The sequence below is a fragment of the Lysobacter silvisoli genome (assembly GCF_003382365.1).
Classification (GTDB): domain Bacteria; phylum Pseudomonadota; class Gammaproteobacteria; order Xanthomonadales; family Xanthomonadaceae; genus Lysobacter; species Lysobacter silvisoli.
The window spans coordinates 723,389-736,476 of the sequence record NZ_QTSU01000001.1; the positions used below are offsets into that span (position 1 = coordinate 723,389).

Genomic DNA, 13,088 nt, shown 5'->3' on the forward strand with positions numbered 1-13,088 from the left:
GCCGGCATGAAGAAGACCCTCGCCGCGCTGGCCCTGCTGGTGCCGGCCGGCCTGATGTTCGCGGCCGCCGCGCCGCGCCTGTGGCCGCAGGTCGATACGGTCGGCGGCTCGCAGGCGCCGACGGGCTCGCAGGCTATCCCGCATACGGCAGAAGCCGCTCCCGGCGCGCGCGCGGCCGCCGACCAGTTGCTGCGGCAGTGGTCGCCGCACGTGCAACAGGTTTACGGCACCGCGCCGGAGCAATGGGCGCGTTCGATGCGCCCCAGCCTGATGCGCTTGAGCGAGCGCGAACTGCGCCGCGCGGCCGAGATGCCCAGCTTCGACGCGATGATCGCCGCGCTCACCCCGCAGCCACAGCGCGAGATTCCGGCGCTGTCGGCCTTCGACGCTCGCACCGCCGAAGCGGCGCAGATGCTGGAAGCCGCTCCGGCCCAATTGGCCTACAACATGCTGGCGCCGTGTCGCCTGGCCGACACCCGCGTCGCCGGCGCTCGCCTGGGCGAGGGCGGCCTGCTGCACTTGAAGACCAGCGGCGCGGATATGAGCGCGCAGGGCGGCCATGCCGGCGACTGCGGCGTGCCGGCCGATGCGCGCGCGGTGGTGGTCAACGTGGTGGCGGTGTCGCCGGCGAACGCGGGCTACCTCACCGTGTTCCCGTACGGCACGCAGCTGCCGTTCGCGTCCAGCCTGAACTACCGCGTCGGCGAAGTGGTCGGCAACGAGATCATCGCCAAGCAGGCCGATCCGGGATCGCAGTACGGCTTGTCGGTGTATTCCTATGCCGGCGTGGACGTAGTGGTGGACGTGGTCGGCTATTTCGCCGTCGCGCCGCAGAACGCCATGGTCTGTTCCAAGGTCACCCAAGTGTTCAGCCTGCCGCCAGGCAACTACGGTAGTGGTTTCGCCGAATGCCCCAGCCTGTGGTACCAGCCGGACCGCTCCGTGCGCGTCGGTGGCGGTTGCGCCTGGCGCTACAGCGCGCCGGGCGACCCGGAACCGGGCCAGTTGAACGGCTCCCTGGGCAACGCGGGCTGGTACATGTGCGACGGCGACAACCACACCAGCAAGACCTACGACTACGTGGTCACCGCGATCTGCTGCCGGGTGGTTCCGCAATAGCCGCCGGCTTACCATCGTCGGCACCGCCCGCGGAGCCGATCGCATGAACCCGCCCCGTCATCCCGGCGCGCGCGCCGCCAGCCGCCGCCGGCCCGCACGCCCGAGCCGCCGCGCGCAGCTGCGCGCGGCGCGGTTGTTGCCGGGCGAACTGGCTTGGTACGTCACCGGCCGCTTTTACCTGTCGGACGACAACGAACTGGCTGACTACGGCTACTTCCTGCACCTGGCCGGTATCGACGCGCCGCTGTTCGCCGACGACATGAGCGCGGCGCAGGCGCATTTCACCTTCGCCGCGCGCCCATTCGCGGCGCGCAAGGTCCACAACGGCGAACTGCAACTGGGCCTGGATCCGGTCGGCGAGTTCTCGTTGTATCTGCAGCGCGAGCCCGCGGCGCACTTCGACGATCCGGCCTCATTCGCGCAGGGCGAATGCATCGCCACGCTGCGGCGCACCGGGCTGGTGGTGGGCACCACCGTCGAAGAGGGCAAGGGCAAGCATCGAACCGCCGTGCTCGCGTCCAATGTGTTCTCGGCCTGGCTGCTGGAAAGCCGGCCGTTCGAATTCGGCGGCCGCCGCTATGACTTGGCCGAGATCCTGGGCGCGGGCGTGACCCAGTTCGGCACGGCGGCAGGCACCCCGGCGGACGCGCCGGCGGGTTACCAGCTCGCGATCCCGTTCACCGGCTCGGCGCTGGCGTTGGGGCCGCGCTAGCGCAGGTTCTCGCCGCCGCAATGCCGGCAGGCGGCGGCCGGCGCGTAGTGGCGTTGCGCCTCGCGCAGGGCGGCGGCGCCGTGGACGAAGTCACCCAGGTGCAAGCGGTACAGCGGCAGGTAAGGGCAGCCCTGGGCGTGCACCTGATGGTGGCCGTTGGCCTGCGGTCGGCGGTCGACGTAGTAGCTGGGCATGCGCGCTCCCTCCCAAGTCGCGGGGCGACAGCCTGCGCTAGCGCGATCTCACAGGTTGAGACGGCAGCGGTGCAGGAATCGGATATCGATCGCGCCGCCGCCTGGGCAGTCTGTTCCGACCGCCGCGAACGCGGCTCACTTCGGAACCAAGACATGACGGCAAGACTGCAGGGCAAGGTGGCCATCGTCACCGGCGCCAGTTCGGGCATCGGCCGCGCCAGCGCGCTGTGCTTCGCGCGCGAAGGCGCGAGCGTGGTGCTGTCGGCGCGCGGCGCGGATCGTTTGGCCGCGGTGGCGGCCGAGATCGAAAGCGCGGGCGGGCAGGCGATCGCCGTGGCCGGCGACGTGCGCGACGAGGCGCACGCGCAGGCCCTGGTGCGGACCGCGCAGCAGCGCTACGGCGGCCTGGACATCGCGTTCAACAACGCAGGTGGACTGGGCGTCATGGCGCCGACCCCGGAGCTGAGCCTGGCGCAGTGGCGCGACACTCTGGACAACAACCTCACCGGCGCGTTCCTCGGCGCGAAGTATCAGCTGCCGGCCTTGCTCGAGCGCGGCGGCGGCAGCTTGATCTTCACTTCATCGTTCGTGGGCGACACCGCGGCCTTCCCGGGCCTGACCGCCTACGCGGCCGCCAAAGCCGCCCTGCTGGGCCTGGCCCGCAGCATCGCGGTCGAATTCGGACCGCGCGGCGTGCGCAGCAACGCCCTGTTGCCCGGCGCCACCGACACCCCCGCGTTCCGCGAATTCGGCGACGACGAACAGACCCGCGCCTACGTCGCCGGCCTGTACGCGCTCAAGCGCGTGGCCGCAGCGGAGGAGATCGCCCAGGCCGCGCTGTTCCTGGCCTCGGACGCGTCCTCGTTCATGACCGGTAGCACTCTGGCCGTGGAGGGCGGCGTTTCGGTCAACCGCGGCTAAAAGCGACGCGCGGGTGCGGCGGCCTCAGTCGCCGCCGCCACCGCCGCCATCGCCACCGCCGCAGTCGCCGCCTCCCGAGGAGTCGCTGCCGCAGTTGTTGTCGCTCCAGCTGCTGCTGGAGTCGTAAGTACTCGTACTGCCGCTGTCGCTGCTGCCGCCGCCTTGCGCGGCCGACATCCGCCCGGCCAGCAGCATCAGCAGCGCTCCGCCGGCCAGCAATGCCAGGCCGATGAACCAGTGGCCGCGCAGCGCCAGCACCAGACCAGTGGCGATCAGGCCCAGACCTATGAATTTGTGCAGCATCGGGTCCCCTCGATTGGGCGCAGACAGGGCTGCGCTGGCGGCATTGTCGCAGCGGTGGGTGACGCTTGTCCGCGCGCGTGCCGTTTTGGCGCGCCACTTGCCACGACGGCACGCTAAGTGTGTGTTTTTCAAGGCCAATCCGGCGGTTCGCACACATGGAAAGAGGCAGCCAGACCGCCACCTACGCTATGCTCGCAGCGGGGAAAATGGGCCCGCAGTCGGCCAGGGGGAGCGATGTCGTTCGCAGGATTTCTCGCCGACCGTAAGCGGGTTCGGGCTTTAGTGGCGCTAGCGCTTACGCTGCTGATGTCCTGCGTCTTGGACGCGGCGGCGATGCGCAAGATCGATCCGGGCGAGGCGCCCAAGCTGGCGGCCGACGAAGGCCTGCTGGCCCTGGTGGTCGATACCAACAGCAACATCGGCAGCGTGCACGTGCGCAAGGCCGGGCGCGGTCCCACCGAGGGCGTGCTCGACAGCCTGCCGATCGGGCGCAATCTGCAGTTGTACGCCTTGAAGGCCGGCGAATATGAGTGGGCCGAGGTCAACATCTACGCCGGCGGACGGCGCGCGCGCTATACGATCAAGGACGCCGAATACCGGTTCCAAGTTCAAGCCGGCAAGCTGAATTACAGCGGCGACCTGGTGCTGCGTCCGGTCAGCCTGCTGCGCACCATGATGCATGTGTCCAACCGTTCGCTGCCGGTGATCGATTGGCTGGAAGCGCAGCATCCCGCGCTATACGCCCAATACGGCCTGAGCTATTCGGGTCGTTATCCCGATCCGTTTCCGGAGTTGTACCGCAGTACACGGGCGGGCAACGCCGAGCCGCCGGCCAAATTGAACGCCGGCCTGGAACCGCCCAAACCCGGCACCTTGCCCATCTCGGCCGAGATGATGTGGAAGCCGCAGCGGGTCATCGACGTCGCGTTGAACCCGAACGGGCAATTGCTGGCCGAGATACTGCGCGAAAACGATGGCCGCTACTCCTTGGACCTGATCGACCTGGCCAGCGGCCAGGCGCAGCGCGTTAGTTCGGGCAAGCGCTACATCGGCTCGCTGGCTTGGGAGAGCGAACGCATCCTGATGGCCAGCGACGAGGAGGGCGGCTACTCGGTGGTGCGGGTGGGCGAGGCCACCGGCGGCAAGCGCGCCGCGCAGGTGCTGCCCTTGCTGGGTAAGGGTCGTATCGTGGACATGCTGCCCGATGAGCCCGGCAAGATCCTGTTCGAGGGATTCGACAGCCGCGATGCGCTGGCGGTCCATCGCGTGGATCTGACGGTGGGCGACCGCAGCATTCTGGGTTTCCAGACCGCGGCCAGCCGCGACCGCATCAACAAGGGCATGAGCAACGACCTGGGCTGGTACGCCGACGGGCAGGGCCAACTGCGCGCGGCCGTGGTCAAGCGCGACGAACGGGTGGTCATGGTGCATGGGCGCCCGGGCCAGTACAGCGAGGTATTGGAGCTGGACAGCGAGGACGGCTTCCAGCCGCTGGCGCTGTCGTTCGACGGCAACCTGATCTACGGGCTCAGCGACGAAGGCCGCGATCAACGCGACCTGGTCGTGTTCGATCCGGCCAGCAAGAGCATCGTGCGCACCTTGTTCAGCAAGCGCGGCGTGGACGTGGTGTCGCCGGTGCTCAATCACCGGCGCGAGCCGGTGGCGGCGCGCTACTACCAGTCGGGCCGGCTGGTGACGGAATACTTCGACGAGGGCGACCGCGCCTTGGCCGCCACGCTGCAGGCGGCCTATCCGGGCCGCACCGTGGCGGTGATCGACCGCAGCCTGGACGGCAAGCAGTTGGTGCTGTGGGTGGATGGCAGCGACAAGCCGCCGCAGCTCTACCACATGGACCTGGTCGCCAAGCGCGCCTCGCTGATCGACGAGGTCTACCCCTGGCTGGCGGACAAGCGCTATGCGCCGGTCAAGCTGATCGCGGCCAAGGGCAGCGACGGTTTACCGATCGAGGCCTTCCTGACCCTGCCCGAGGCGCCCGACAAGCGGCCGCTGGTGGTGCTGCCGCACGGTGGCCCGATCGGCGTGGGCGATCGGCTGCATTTCGATCGGGAAGTGCAGTACCTGGCGTCGCTGGGCTATGCGGTCTTGCAGGTCAACTTCCGCGGCTCCGACGGTTACGGCAAGGCCTTCCGCGAGGCCGGCCACCGCAACCATGGCAAGCTGATCGAGGACGATATCGACGCCGCCCTGCAAGTGGCGCTGGCTTCGTATCCGATCGACAGCGCGCGGCTGTGCGCGGTGGGCAGCAGCTATGGCGGCTACTCGGCGCTGGTCTCGGCGATGCGCTGGCCCGGGCGGTTCCGCTGTGTCGTGTCGATCTCCGGGGTCAGCGACCGCGCCTTGTTCTTCACCGCCAGCGACAGCGCCCGCTCGGCCCAGACCCGCGCACTGATGGAGCGCACCATCGGCGACCCGCGCAAGGACCTGGCCGACATGCAGGCGACCTCGCCGCTGTACAACATCGACAAGCTCAAGCTGCCGATCATGCTGGTGCACGGCCGCGATGACCTGCGCGTGGACTTCGAGCATGCGCGTCGGCTGGTGCGCATGCTGAACCTGGCCGGGCGTCCGCCGGTGGTGCTGGCGTTCCCGAACGAGGGCCACAGCTTCGACGATCCGTTGGCGCTGGAGATCGCGTGGTCAGGGATCGCCGGCTTCTTGCGGCAGAATCTTGGTGATGCGGCGTCGGCGGCTGCTGGCGCGGAGGCCCGATAACCAGGCGCGATGCCAGGGATTTTGCGTTCATCATTCAGCGGGATTCTCCATCGCGTGATAGCACAGGATGAAGGAGCGCTTCGTTTAGACAAAGGAACGACGATGCAAAGGAAGCACATTTTCACGTTGGGGCGAGAGTACGCAGGGTGCGGAGAGGGGCCTCTGCCATTCCTGAGCAATATCGCCGGTCCCCTGGGGCGTCTGCAGGGCGAGTTGCATTTCCGGATGGACGACTTCTGCCGCATTCACGAATGCGTATACAAGGAGATTCATCGGATAGATGTAGCGCTCGATCAACTCAACCCTCAGCCACCGCCAGCTTGCGGCGATATGGATTCCCCGGAGCACCATAGGTGGGCGAGGCTGGCCAACTATGCGATCGGTGTGGATTCGGAGAACAGGCGCATCCGTGCTTATGCCGATCAGATGATCGTGGTGGGTCTATGGACGATCGCGGAACAGTTTCTTGGGAAGGTGTATAGGGGCTTCGTTGCGTTTCGCGACAGTGTGGACGAGAACGGCGTGAACGCGCCCTACCGCTGGGACCATTTCGTGAGTTCGTACGAGCAGCTGGGAATCGATCTGGCCGCGCTAGAGAACTATGCCAATGCGGATGAGTGTCGCTTGGTCAACAATGCGATCAAGCACGATCCCGTCGTCGGAAGCCGGCTGCAGGCACTGGCTTTCTTTTTTCCTCATCTGGGCAAAGACCTGGAGGCGCTCCAGTTGGACGTGCAGCGCTATGTGAATGGCGTTTCCGATTTTTTGGGGAGTCTGATCGAGAAAGCGAACGAATCGCTTGATCCGCCTCCCTGATGGCCGCGTCGCTTTCTGTCGGCAGCGTACTCCGCGCTGAGTCGAGCCCTACTCGTGCTTCAACGCCGCCAAGCTGCGCGAACACGCATTCGCACGCTCGACCAGAAACTCCCGCTCGCGCCCGTTGCGCGTCAGCCCCGCCGCGCGCTTGAACTCGGCATGGGCTTCCTCGTAGCGCCCTAGCTTGAACAGGAAGTCGCCGCGCACGCTGGGCAGCAGGTGGTAGTGCTTCATCGACGGTTCGTCGACCAGGGTGTCGGCCAGTTCCAGGCCGGCGGCGGGGCCGAAGGCCATGGCCAGGGCGACGGCGCGGTTGAGTTCGACCACGGGCGAGGGGGCGAGTTGGGCCAGAGCGTCGTAGAGGGCGGCGATGCGGGCCCAGTCGGTTTCGTCGGCGGTGCGGGCGCGGGCGTGGCAGGCGGCGATGGCGGCCTGCAGGGCGTAGGGGCCGCGCGCGCCGCCCAGTTTTTCGGCGCGGTCCAGCGCGGTCAGGCCGCGGTTGACCAGCACGTGGTCCCAGCGCGCGCGGTCCTGGTCCAGCAGCAGCACGGGGGCGCCGGTGGCGTCGACGCGGGCGCGGGCGCGCGAGGCCTGGATTTCCATCAGCGCGACCAGGCCGTGCACTTCGGGTTCGCGCGGCATCAGTTCGGCGACGATGCGGCCCAGGCGCAGGGCTTCCTCGCACAGCGCCGGGCGCATCCAGTCGTCGCCGGCGGTGGCCGAATAGCCTTCGTTGAACACCAGGTAGATCACCGCCAGCACCGAGGACAGGCGTTCGCCCAGCTCGGGGCCGCGCGGCACTTCGAACGGCACGCGGGCTTCGGCCAAAGTGCGCTTGGCGCGGACGATGCGCTGGGCCACCGTGGGTTCGGGCACCAGGAAGGCGCGTGCGATCTCGTCGGTGGTCAGGCCGCCGAGCAGGCGCAGGGTCAGGGCCACGCGCGCTTCGGTGGACAGCACGGGGTGGCAGGCGGTGAACACCAGGCGCAGCAGGTCGTCGCCGATGTCGTCGTCGATGGCGGCTTCGAACGCGGCCTCGGCGTCGTCCTGCCAGTCCTCCAGCTCGTAGCCCAGTTCCTCGTACTTGCGCTGCTGCAGCTTGCTGCGGCGCAGGCGGTCGATGGCGCGGTGCTTGGCGGTGGCCATCAGCCAGGCGCCCGGGTTGTCGGGCACGCCGGTCTCGGGCCAGCGCTCCAGCGCCGAGACCAGGGCGTCCTGCGCGAGTTCTTCCGCCAGGCCCACGTCGCGCACCATGCGCGCCAGGCCGGCGATCAGGCGTGGCGATTCGATGCGCCAGACGGCATCGATGGCGCGATGGGTGTCGGTGCTCATGCGGGTCCGGGCGTGGGAGGCGGAAGGGTGGCCGGCAGCTTACTCAGGTGGGCTGGCCGATGTCGCGCTGCATCGCTTCGAAACCGGCGGCGGCCTGCTGCACGTCGGCGGGGAAGTCGTCGAATTCCTGCACCTGGCGCACTTCGATGACTTCGTTGTCGCTGCCCGGGCAGCGGCTGGCCCATTCGATGGCTTCCTGGCGCGAGTTCACCCGGATCATCCAGTAGCCGCCCAGCACTTCCTTGGCCTCGCTGAAGGGGCCGTCGACGACCTTGGCCTTGCCGCCGGCGAAGCTCACGCGCGCGCCCGACGACGGCGGGTGCAGGCCGTCCAGGCCGACCAGCACGCCGGCGTTCTGCAGGTCTTCGTTGAATTTCATCATCGCCGCGACGCGGTCGGCTTCGGGCATGGCGTCGGGCGCGGCGTGTTCGTAGCCCTTGGGAATCATCAGCAGCATGAAGCGCATAGCCAGGTCCTATGAGGTGCGAAAGTGGGGTGGCGGGCGCCGTTGCGGCGCTGGCAACACGAAGATCAATAGTGTCGCGCGAATCATCGCCCAATGGGGTAGGCGAGGCGATGAACTGCGAGGTAGTGGACATTCCGCGGCGCGACGTAGGCACGCCGCGCCGCGGTGGCCACAGGCGCGGCTCAGCCCTGCTTGGGCACGTTGATCATCCACGGCACGCCCCAGGCGTCGGTCACGCAGCCGAAGCTTTCGGCCCAGAACGTGGCCTGCAGCGGCATGGTGATCTTGCCGCCTTCGGCCAGGCCGGCGAACACGCGCTCGGCTTCGTTCGCCGATTCCAGGTTGAGCGAGACCGAGATGCCCTTGACGCCCTCGTAGGGGTACAGGGCGTTGGCGTCGGAGGCCATGAGCATGAAGTCCTTGCCGCTGAGGCTGACGTGCATGACCTTGCGCTGGTCGGCCTCGCTCAAGTCGTCGCAGCCGCTGCCCGCGGGGGCTTCGCCGTAGCGGGTGAGCAGTTCGATCTTGCCGCCCAGCACGCGTGCGTAGTGCTGGAAGGCCTGTTCGGCGGTGCCGTCGTAGGTGAGGTAAGGGGTGACGTGCATGGGTGTGCTCCGGTGGTGGCGGATGGGGTGGCTCAGGCCGGATCGCCTTCGACGATCAGGTGCAGGTCGGTGTTGCCGTCGCCGGCCACGGCCAGGAAGCGGCGGCTGTATTCGATCGCCGCTTCGGTGGACTCGGCCTGGATCAGCGCGTAGCCGGCGATCACTTCCTTGGCTTCGCTGTAGGGGCCGTCGGTGATCGAGATCTGCGTGCCGCGGCGCTGCAGGCGGGCGCCGCCCTGCGGCATCAGGCCGCCGGTGGACAGCAGGTAGCCCTCGCGGAAGCCTTGTTCGATCAGTTCGCCCAGGCGCTGTTGCTGCATGGGTTCGTCGTCGCAAGTGCGGTCGGCGTCGGGGGTGTAGATGGCGAGGAACTTCATCGGCGGGTCCGGTCGTTGGATGGAGGGCAGGGCGGCGGGCGCAAACGCGCGCGCCGCCGCGTGGGTCAATGCGCGGTCTGCGCGCGCAGGCGCTGTTCCTGTTCGCGCAGCTCCGGGGTGAGTTCGGCGCCGAAGTCCTCGGCTTCGAACACCTGGCGGATCTCGATCTCCGATTCGCCGTCGCCTGGGTTGGGGCAGCGCTTGACCCACTCGATCGCTTCTTCCTTGGACTTGGCCTGAATCAGCCAGAAGCCGCCGATCAGGCTGTCGGCCTGCTCGAACGGGCCTTCGATCACGTTGCGGCGCTGGCCGGAGAAGCGCACGCGGGCGCCGCGCGCGGACGGGTGCAGGCCTTCGCCGGCCAGCAGCACGCCGGCCTTGACCAGCTCTTCGTTGTACTTGCCCATCGCGGTCAGCAGTTCTTCGCTGGGCATGGCACCGGCTTCGGCGGCGGCGTTGGATTTGACGATCAGCATGAAACGCATGGCGGACTCTCCTGGGTTGGGGTGCGGGACGCCGCGGTCATGGCGGCGTTCTTACTCAGGGCGACGAAGCAGGGGGCGAGGAATCGACATGACAGGCGTAACTTTTTTTCGCCCCATCGCGGTGCTAGCGTGCGGCTCCCAACCCCCAGCCCCAGGCTCAGGTCCATGAAGAAGATCAAGTATTTGATTCCGCTGGCGTTTTTCTGCGGCGCCGCGGCCGCCGCACCGGTCACCTACGACATCGACCCCTCGCACACCTATCCCAGTTTCGAGGCTCCGCACATGGGCATCTCGATGTGGCGCGGCAAGTTCAACGGCTCCAGCGGCAAGATCGTGCTGGACAAGGCCAAGGGCGCCGGCACGGTCGAGGTCACCGTGGATGCGAGCAGCATCGACTTCGGTCACGACCAGATGAACGAGCACGCGCGCGGCGCCGACCTGTTCGACGTGGCCAAGTACCCCACCGCGGTCTACAAGGGCAAGCTCGAGGGCTTCGTAGACGGTGCGCCGACGAAGGTGGTGGGAGAGTTGACCCTGCACGGGGTGACCAAGCCGCTGGAACTGAAGATCAATTCGTTCAAGTGCATTCCGCACCCGCTGCACAAGCCGCGCGAGCTGTGCGGCGCCGACGCCCTGGCCACCTTCCAGCGCGACGCGTTCGGCATGGACGCGGGTAAGGACTGGGGCTTCACCATGGACGTCACCCTGCGCATACAGGTCGAAGCGGTGCAGCAGGCAAAGTAAGCGATCCACGCTATCCCTCATCGAAGGAGTGAAGTCATGAACAACGAACCGCAGTCCGAACACCGTTGGCTGGCCAAGCTGGTGGGCGAGTGGGAAGGCAAGGGCGAGGCCGAAGGCCCGGCCGGCGAAGGCACCAGCACCTGGCGCTCGCGCCAGAGCGTGCGCGCGATCGGCGAGCTGTGGATCCAGTGCGAGGCCAGCAACGAGATGGACGACGGCTCCTCGCCGTCGACCATGCTGATCACCCTGGGCTACGACCCGGCCCAGGGCCGCTATGTCGGCAACTTCGTCGGCTCGATGATGTCCAGCCAGTGGATCTACAGCGGCAGCGTCGATGCCGGCGGTCGCAGCCTGACCCTGGACACGCGCGGTCCGGATTGGAGCACGGGCGAGCTGCGCGACTATCAGGACATCATCGATATCGTCGACGACAATGAGCACGTGCTGCGTTCGCGCATGCTCGGCGACGACGGCCAGTGGCAGCAGATCATGCAGGTGCGTTACCGCCGCGTGAGCTAAGCGCAGCCCGCCGCCGCGACACCGGTCACGGCGGCGGGACTTGCCTGTGCGCGCCGCGCGTTCCAGTCTTGGGCTTTCCGAGGCGGAGAGCGACGGCATGGCGGGCAAGGCGTGGCGGTGGTGGAGCGGTGCGGCCCTGGCCGCGTGGGCCTGCTGCAGTGCGGCGGCGGTGCCGGCCGACGAGGCCGAATTCCGCGCCCTGTACCGCGAACTGGTCGAGATCAACACCACGCGTTCGGCCGGCGACTGCACCCGCGCCGCGGAGGCCATGCGCGCGCGCCTTCGCGCGGCCGGCCTGCCCGAGGCCGACATGCAGGTGCTGGCGCCGCCGGACCGGCCGCGCGACGGCGCGCTGATCGCCTTGCTGCGCGGCCGCGAGCCGGCGCTGAAGCCGGTGTTGCTGCTGGCCCATATCGACGTGGTCGAGGCCCGCCGCGAGGACTGGGAGCGCGACCCCTTCACCCTGGTGGAGGAGGACGGCTGGTTCTACGCGCGCGGCGCGGCCGACGACAAGGCCATGGCGGCGGTGCTCACCGACAGCCTGATCCGCTACCGCCGCGCAGGCCACGTGCCGCGCCGCGGACTGAAGCTGGCGCTGACCTGCGGCGAGGAAACCCCCGACGTGTTCAACGGGGTGAAATGGCTGCTGCAGGCGCACCCGCAGGCGCTGGATGCCGAGTTCGCGGTCAACGAAGGCGCCGGCGGCGAGCTCGACGACCAGGGCCGTGCGCTGGCGCTGCAGGTGCAGGCCGGCGAAAAGGTCTATCAGGACTTCGAGCTGGCCACGTCCGACATCGGCGGCCACAGCTCGCGCCCCACCCACAGCAACCCCATCGTGCGCCTGTCCGCGGCCTTGCTGCGTCTGGACGCGTACCGCTTCCCGATCGCGCTGAACCCGGTCACGCGCGGCTATTTCGAGGCCCAGGCCAGACTGTCGCCGCCGGCGGTGGCCGCCGACATGCGCGCGGTGCTGGCCGATCCCAAGGACGAAGCCGCGGCCGGCCGGCTGTGGGACGTGAACCCGGGCTGGAACAGCATGCTGCGCACCACCTGCGCGATCACCCAGACCACCGGCGGGCACGCGCCCAATGCGCTGCCGCAGCAAGCGCGCGCCAACGTCAATTGCCGGATCCTGCCGGGCGTGCCGGTGCCGTCGGTGCGCGACGAGATCGCGCGCGTGCTGGCCGACGAGCGCATCAGCGTGAGCGCGCGCGGCGAGCCGGGCATGGCGACCACGATGCCGCCCTTGAACGACCGCGTCCTGGGCCCGGTGCGCGAAGTCGCCGCGTCGCTCTGGCCGGGCGTGGCGGTGGTGCCGACCATGGCCACCGGCGCCACCGACGGGCGCTTCCTCAACGCCGCCGGCATTCCCACCTACGGCATGACCGGCGCCTTCCACGACGCGCGTGGCAGCGGCGCGCACGGCTTGAACGAGCGCATCCGGGTGAAATCGCTGCTGGACTCGCGCCGCTTCCTGTACGAGGTGGTGCGCCGCTACGGCGAGCTGCCGTAGGTTGCTGGGTGGCGGGGTGTGCGGGCTGTGCATACGAGTACCCCGTCATTCCGGCGTAAGCCGGAACCCATCTGACGTTCGCTCTGGTTGCAGCGCAGTCCAGGCCGGTACAGCAAGATCAAAATGGGTTCCGGCTTGCGCCGGAATGACGGTACAGAGCGGGGCGCGCTGCGCTGCCGGCAAACCGCATCGGACGCAGCCCGCATGCGATGCTCGCAGCCGACGCCACTATGGCAGCTTTCAGGGCAA

Annotated in this window: 15 protein-coding genes; 8 read left to right on the forward strand and 7 right to left on the reverse strand. The window is 68.4% G+C overall.

The annotated features are described in order from the left end of the window. Window positions 1–6 precede the first annotated feature (6 nt). Together DX914_RS03350 and DX914_RS03355 are read left to right on the forward strand one after the other, a co-directional pair. The gene (locus DX914_RS03350) at window positions 7–1,119 is read left to right on the forward strand and encodes a hypothetical protein (RefSeq protein ID WP_115857637.1); all 1,113 of its coding nucleotides are present in this window, start codon (window positions 7–9) and stop codon (window positions 1,117–1,119) included. 43 nt (window positions 1,120–1,162) lie between these two features. After that, window positions 1,163–1,831, forward strand: coding sequence for a hypothetical protein (locus tag DX914_RS03355; RefSeq protein ID WP_115857638.1), 669 nt, complete (start codon window positions 1,163–1,165; stop codon window positions 1,829–1,831). On the opposite strand, the gene DX914_RS03360 is transcribed toward DX914_RS03355, so the two are convergent. Then, on the reverse strand, window positions 1,828–2,025 hold the full coding sequence (locus tag DX914_RS03360; RefSeq protein WP_115857639.1) for a hypothetical protein: 198 nt from the start codon (window positions 2,023–2,025) through the stop codon (window positions 1,828–1,830). The genes DX914_RS03355 and DX914_RS03360 overlap by 4 nt on opposite strands. A 153-nt stretch (window positions 2,026–2,178) precedes the next feature. Between DX914_RS03360 and DX914_RS03365 the strand changes: the two genes are divergently transcribed. Beyond that, a complete protein-coding gene (locus tag DX914_RS03365; protein WP_115857640.1) occupies window positions 2,179–2,946 on the forward strand; it encodes an SDR family oxidoreductase in 768 nt (255 codons plus the stop codon). A gap of 24 nt (window positions 2,947–2,970) precedes the next feature. On the opposite strand, the gene DX914_RS03370 is transcribed toward DX914_RS03365, so the two are convergent. Continuing rightward, window positions 2,971–3,249: a hypothetical protein gene (locus DX914_RS03370; RefSeq protein WP_115857641.1), complete on the reverse strand. Its 279-nt coding sequence runs from the start codon at window positions 3,247–3,249 to the stop codon at window positions 2,971–2,973. A 306-nt stretch (window positions 3,250–3,555) separates the two neighbouring features. On the opposite strand from DX914_RS03370, the gene DX914_RS03375 reads away from it, so the two are divergent. Together DX914_RS03375 and DX914_RS03380 are read left to right on the forward strand one after the other, a co-directional pair. Continuing rightward, entirely contained in the window at window positions 3,556–5,982 is a 2,427-nt protein-coding gene (locus tag DX914_RS03375; protein WP_158549183.1) for an alpha/beta hydrolase family protein, read from the forward strand. Between the two features lie 102 nt (window positions 5,983–6,084). After that, window positions 6,085–6,798, forward strand: a complete 714-nt coding sequence (locus tag DX914_RS03380; protein WP_115857643.1) for a hypothetical protein — start codon at window positions 6,085–6,087, stop codon at window positions 6,796–6,798. A gap of 48 nt (window positions 6,799–6,846) precedes the next feature. Here the strand turns inward: DX914_RS03380 and DX914_RS03385 are convergent, their stop codons facing one another. The 5 genes from DX914_RS03385 to DX914_RS03405 all read right to left on the reverse strand — a co-directional run bounded on the left by DX914_RS03385 (window position 6,847) and on the right by DX914_RS03405 (window position 10,063). Next, the gene (locus DX914_RS03385; protein ID WP_115857644.1) at window positions 6,847–8,130 is read right to left on the reverse strand and encodes an RNA polymerase sigma factor; all 1,284 of its coding nucleotides are present in this window, start codon (window positions 8,128–8,130) and stop codon (window positions 6,847–6,849) included. A 43-nt stretch (window positions 8,131–8,173) separates the two neighbouring features. Next, window positions 8,174–8,596, reverse strand: a complete 423-nt coding sequence (locus DX914_RS03390; protein ID WP_115857645.1) for a YciI family protein — start codon at window positions 8,594–8,596, stop codon at window positions 8,174–8,176. A gap of 182 nt (window positions 8,597–8,778) precedes the next feature. Further along, complete coding sequence (locus DX914_RS03395; protein ID WP_115857646.1) at window positions 8,779–9,201, reverse strand: VOC family protein; 423 nt, start codon at window positions 9,199–9,201, stop codon at window positions 8,779–8,781. Between the two features lie 32 nt (window positions 9,202–9,233). Further along, window positions 9,234–9,578, reverse strand: coding sequence for a YciI family protein (locus DX914_RS03400; RefSeq protein WP_115857647.1), 345 nt, complete (start codon window positions 9,576–9,578; stop codon window positions 9,234–9,236). A gap of 65 nt (window positions 9,579–9,643) precedes the next feature. Next, window positions 9,644–10,063 (reverse strand): YciI family protein, encoded by a 420-nt coding sequence (locus tag DX914_RS03405; RefSeq protein WP_115857648.1) that lies wholly within the window; start codon window positions 10,061–10,063, stop codon window positions 9,644–9,646. A gap of 165 nt (window positions 10,064–10,228) precedes the next feature. On the opposite strand from DX914_RS03405, the gene DX914_RS03410 reads away from it, so the two are divergent. The 3 genes from DX914_RS03410 (at window position 10,229) to DX914_RS03420 (ending at window position 12,839) form a co-directional block, all read left to right on the forward strand. After that, window positions 10,229–10,807: a YceI family protein gene (locus DX914_RS03410; RefSeq protein ID WP_115857649.1), complete on the forward strand. Its 579-nt coding sequence runs from the start codon at window positions 10,229–10,231 to the stop codon at window positions 10,805–10,807. 36 nt (window positions 10,808–10,843) lie between these two features. Continuing rightward, on the forward strand, window positions 10,844–11,326 hold the full coding sequence (locus tag DX914_RS03415) for a DUF1579 domain-containing protein (protein ID WP_115857650.1): 483 nt from the start codon (window positions 10,844–10,846) through the stop codon (window positions 11,324–11,326). A gap of 97 nt (window positions 11,327–11,423) precedes the next feature. Then, a complete protein-coding gene (locus DX914_RS03420; protein ID WP_115857651.1) occupies window positions 11,424–12,839 on the forward strand; it encodes a M20/M25/M40 family metallo-hydrolase in 1,416 nt (471 codons plus the stop codon). The last annotated feature ends 249 nt before the right edge of the window (window positions 12,840–13,088 follow it).

Excerpts from the sequence above, each read along its gene's own strand:
- DX914_RS03380 (WP_115857643.1), top strand. The coding sequence starts at position 6,085 with ATGCAAAGGAAGCACATTTTCACGTTGGGGCGAGAGTACGCAGGGTGC.
- DX914_RS03365 (WP_115857640.1), top strand. The coding sequence starts at position 2,179 with ATGACGGCAAGACTGCAGGGCAAGGTGGCCATCGTCACCGGCGCCAGT.
- DX914_RS03400 (WP_115857647.1), bottom strand. The coding sequence starts at position 9,578 with ATGAAGTTCCTCGCCATCTACACCCCCGACGCCGACCGCACTTGCGAC.
- DX914_RS03375 (WP_158549183.1), top strand. The coding sequence starts at position 3,556 with ATGTCCTGCGTCTTGGACGCGGCGGCGATGCGCAAGATCGATCCGGGC.
- DX914_RS03385 (WP_115857644.1), bottom strand. The coding sequence starts at position 8,130 with ATGAGCACCGACACCCATCGCGCCATCGATGCCGTCTGGCGCATCGAA.
- DX914_RS03370 (WP_115857641.1), bottom strand. The coding sequence starts at position 3,249 with ATGCTGCACAAATTCATAGGTCTGGGCCTGATCGCCACTGGTCTGGTG.
- DX914_RS03420 (WP_115857651.1), top strand. The coding sequence starts at position 11,424 with ATGGCGGGCAAGGCGTGGCGGTGGTGGAGCGGTGCGGCCCTGGCCGCG.
- DX914_RS03410 (WP_115857649.1), top strand. The coding sequence starts at position 10,229 with ATGAAGAAGATCAAGTATTTGATTCCGCTGGCGTTTTTCTGCGGCGCC.
- DX914_RS03405 (WP_115857648.1), bottom strand. The coding sequence starts at position 10,063 with ATGCGTTTCATGCTGATCGTCAAATCCAACGCCGCCGCCGAAGCCGGT.
- DX914_RS03415 (WP_115857650.1), top strand. The coding sequence starts at position 10,844 with ATGAACAACGAACCGCAGTCCGAACACCGTTGGCTGGCCAAGCTGGTG.
- DX914_RS03395 (WP_115857646.1), bottom strand. The coding sequence starts at position 9,201 with ATGCACGTCACCCCTTACCTCACCTACGACGGCACCGCCGAACAGGCC.
- DX914_RS03355 (WP_115857638.1), top strand. The coding sequence starts at position 1,163 with ATGAACCCGCCCCGTCATCCCGGCGCGCGCGCCGCCAGCCGCCGCCGG.
- DX914_RS03390 (WP_115857645.1), bottom strand. The coding sequence starts at position 8,596 with ATGCGCTTCATGCTGCTGATGATTCCCAAGGGCTACGAACACGCCGCG.
- DX914_RS03360 (WP_115857639.1), bottom strand. The coding sequence starts at position 2,025 with ATGCCCAGCTACTACGTCGACCGCCGACCGCAGGCCAACGGCCACCAT.
- DX914_RS03350 (WP_115857637.1), top strand. The coding sequence starts at position 7 with ATGAAGAAGACCCTCGCCGCGCTGGCCCTGCTGGTGCCGGCCGGCCTG.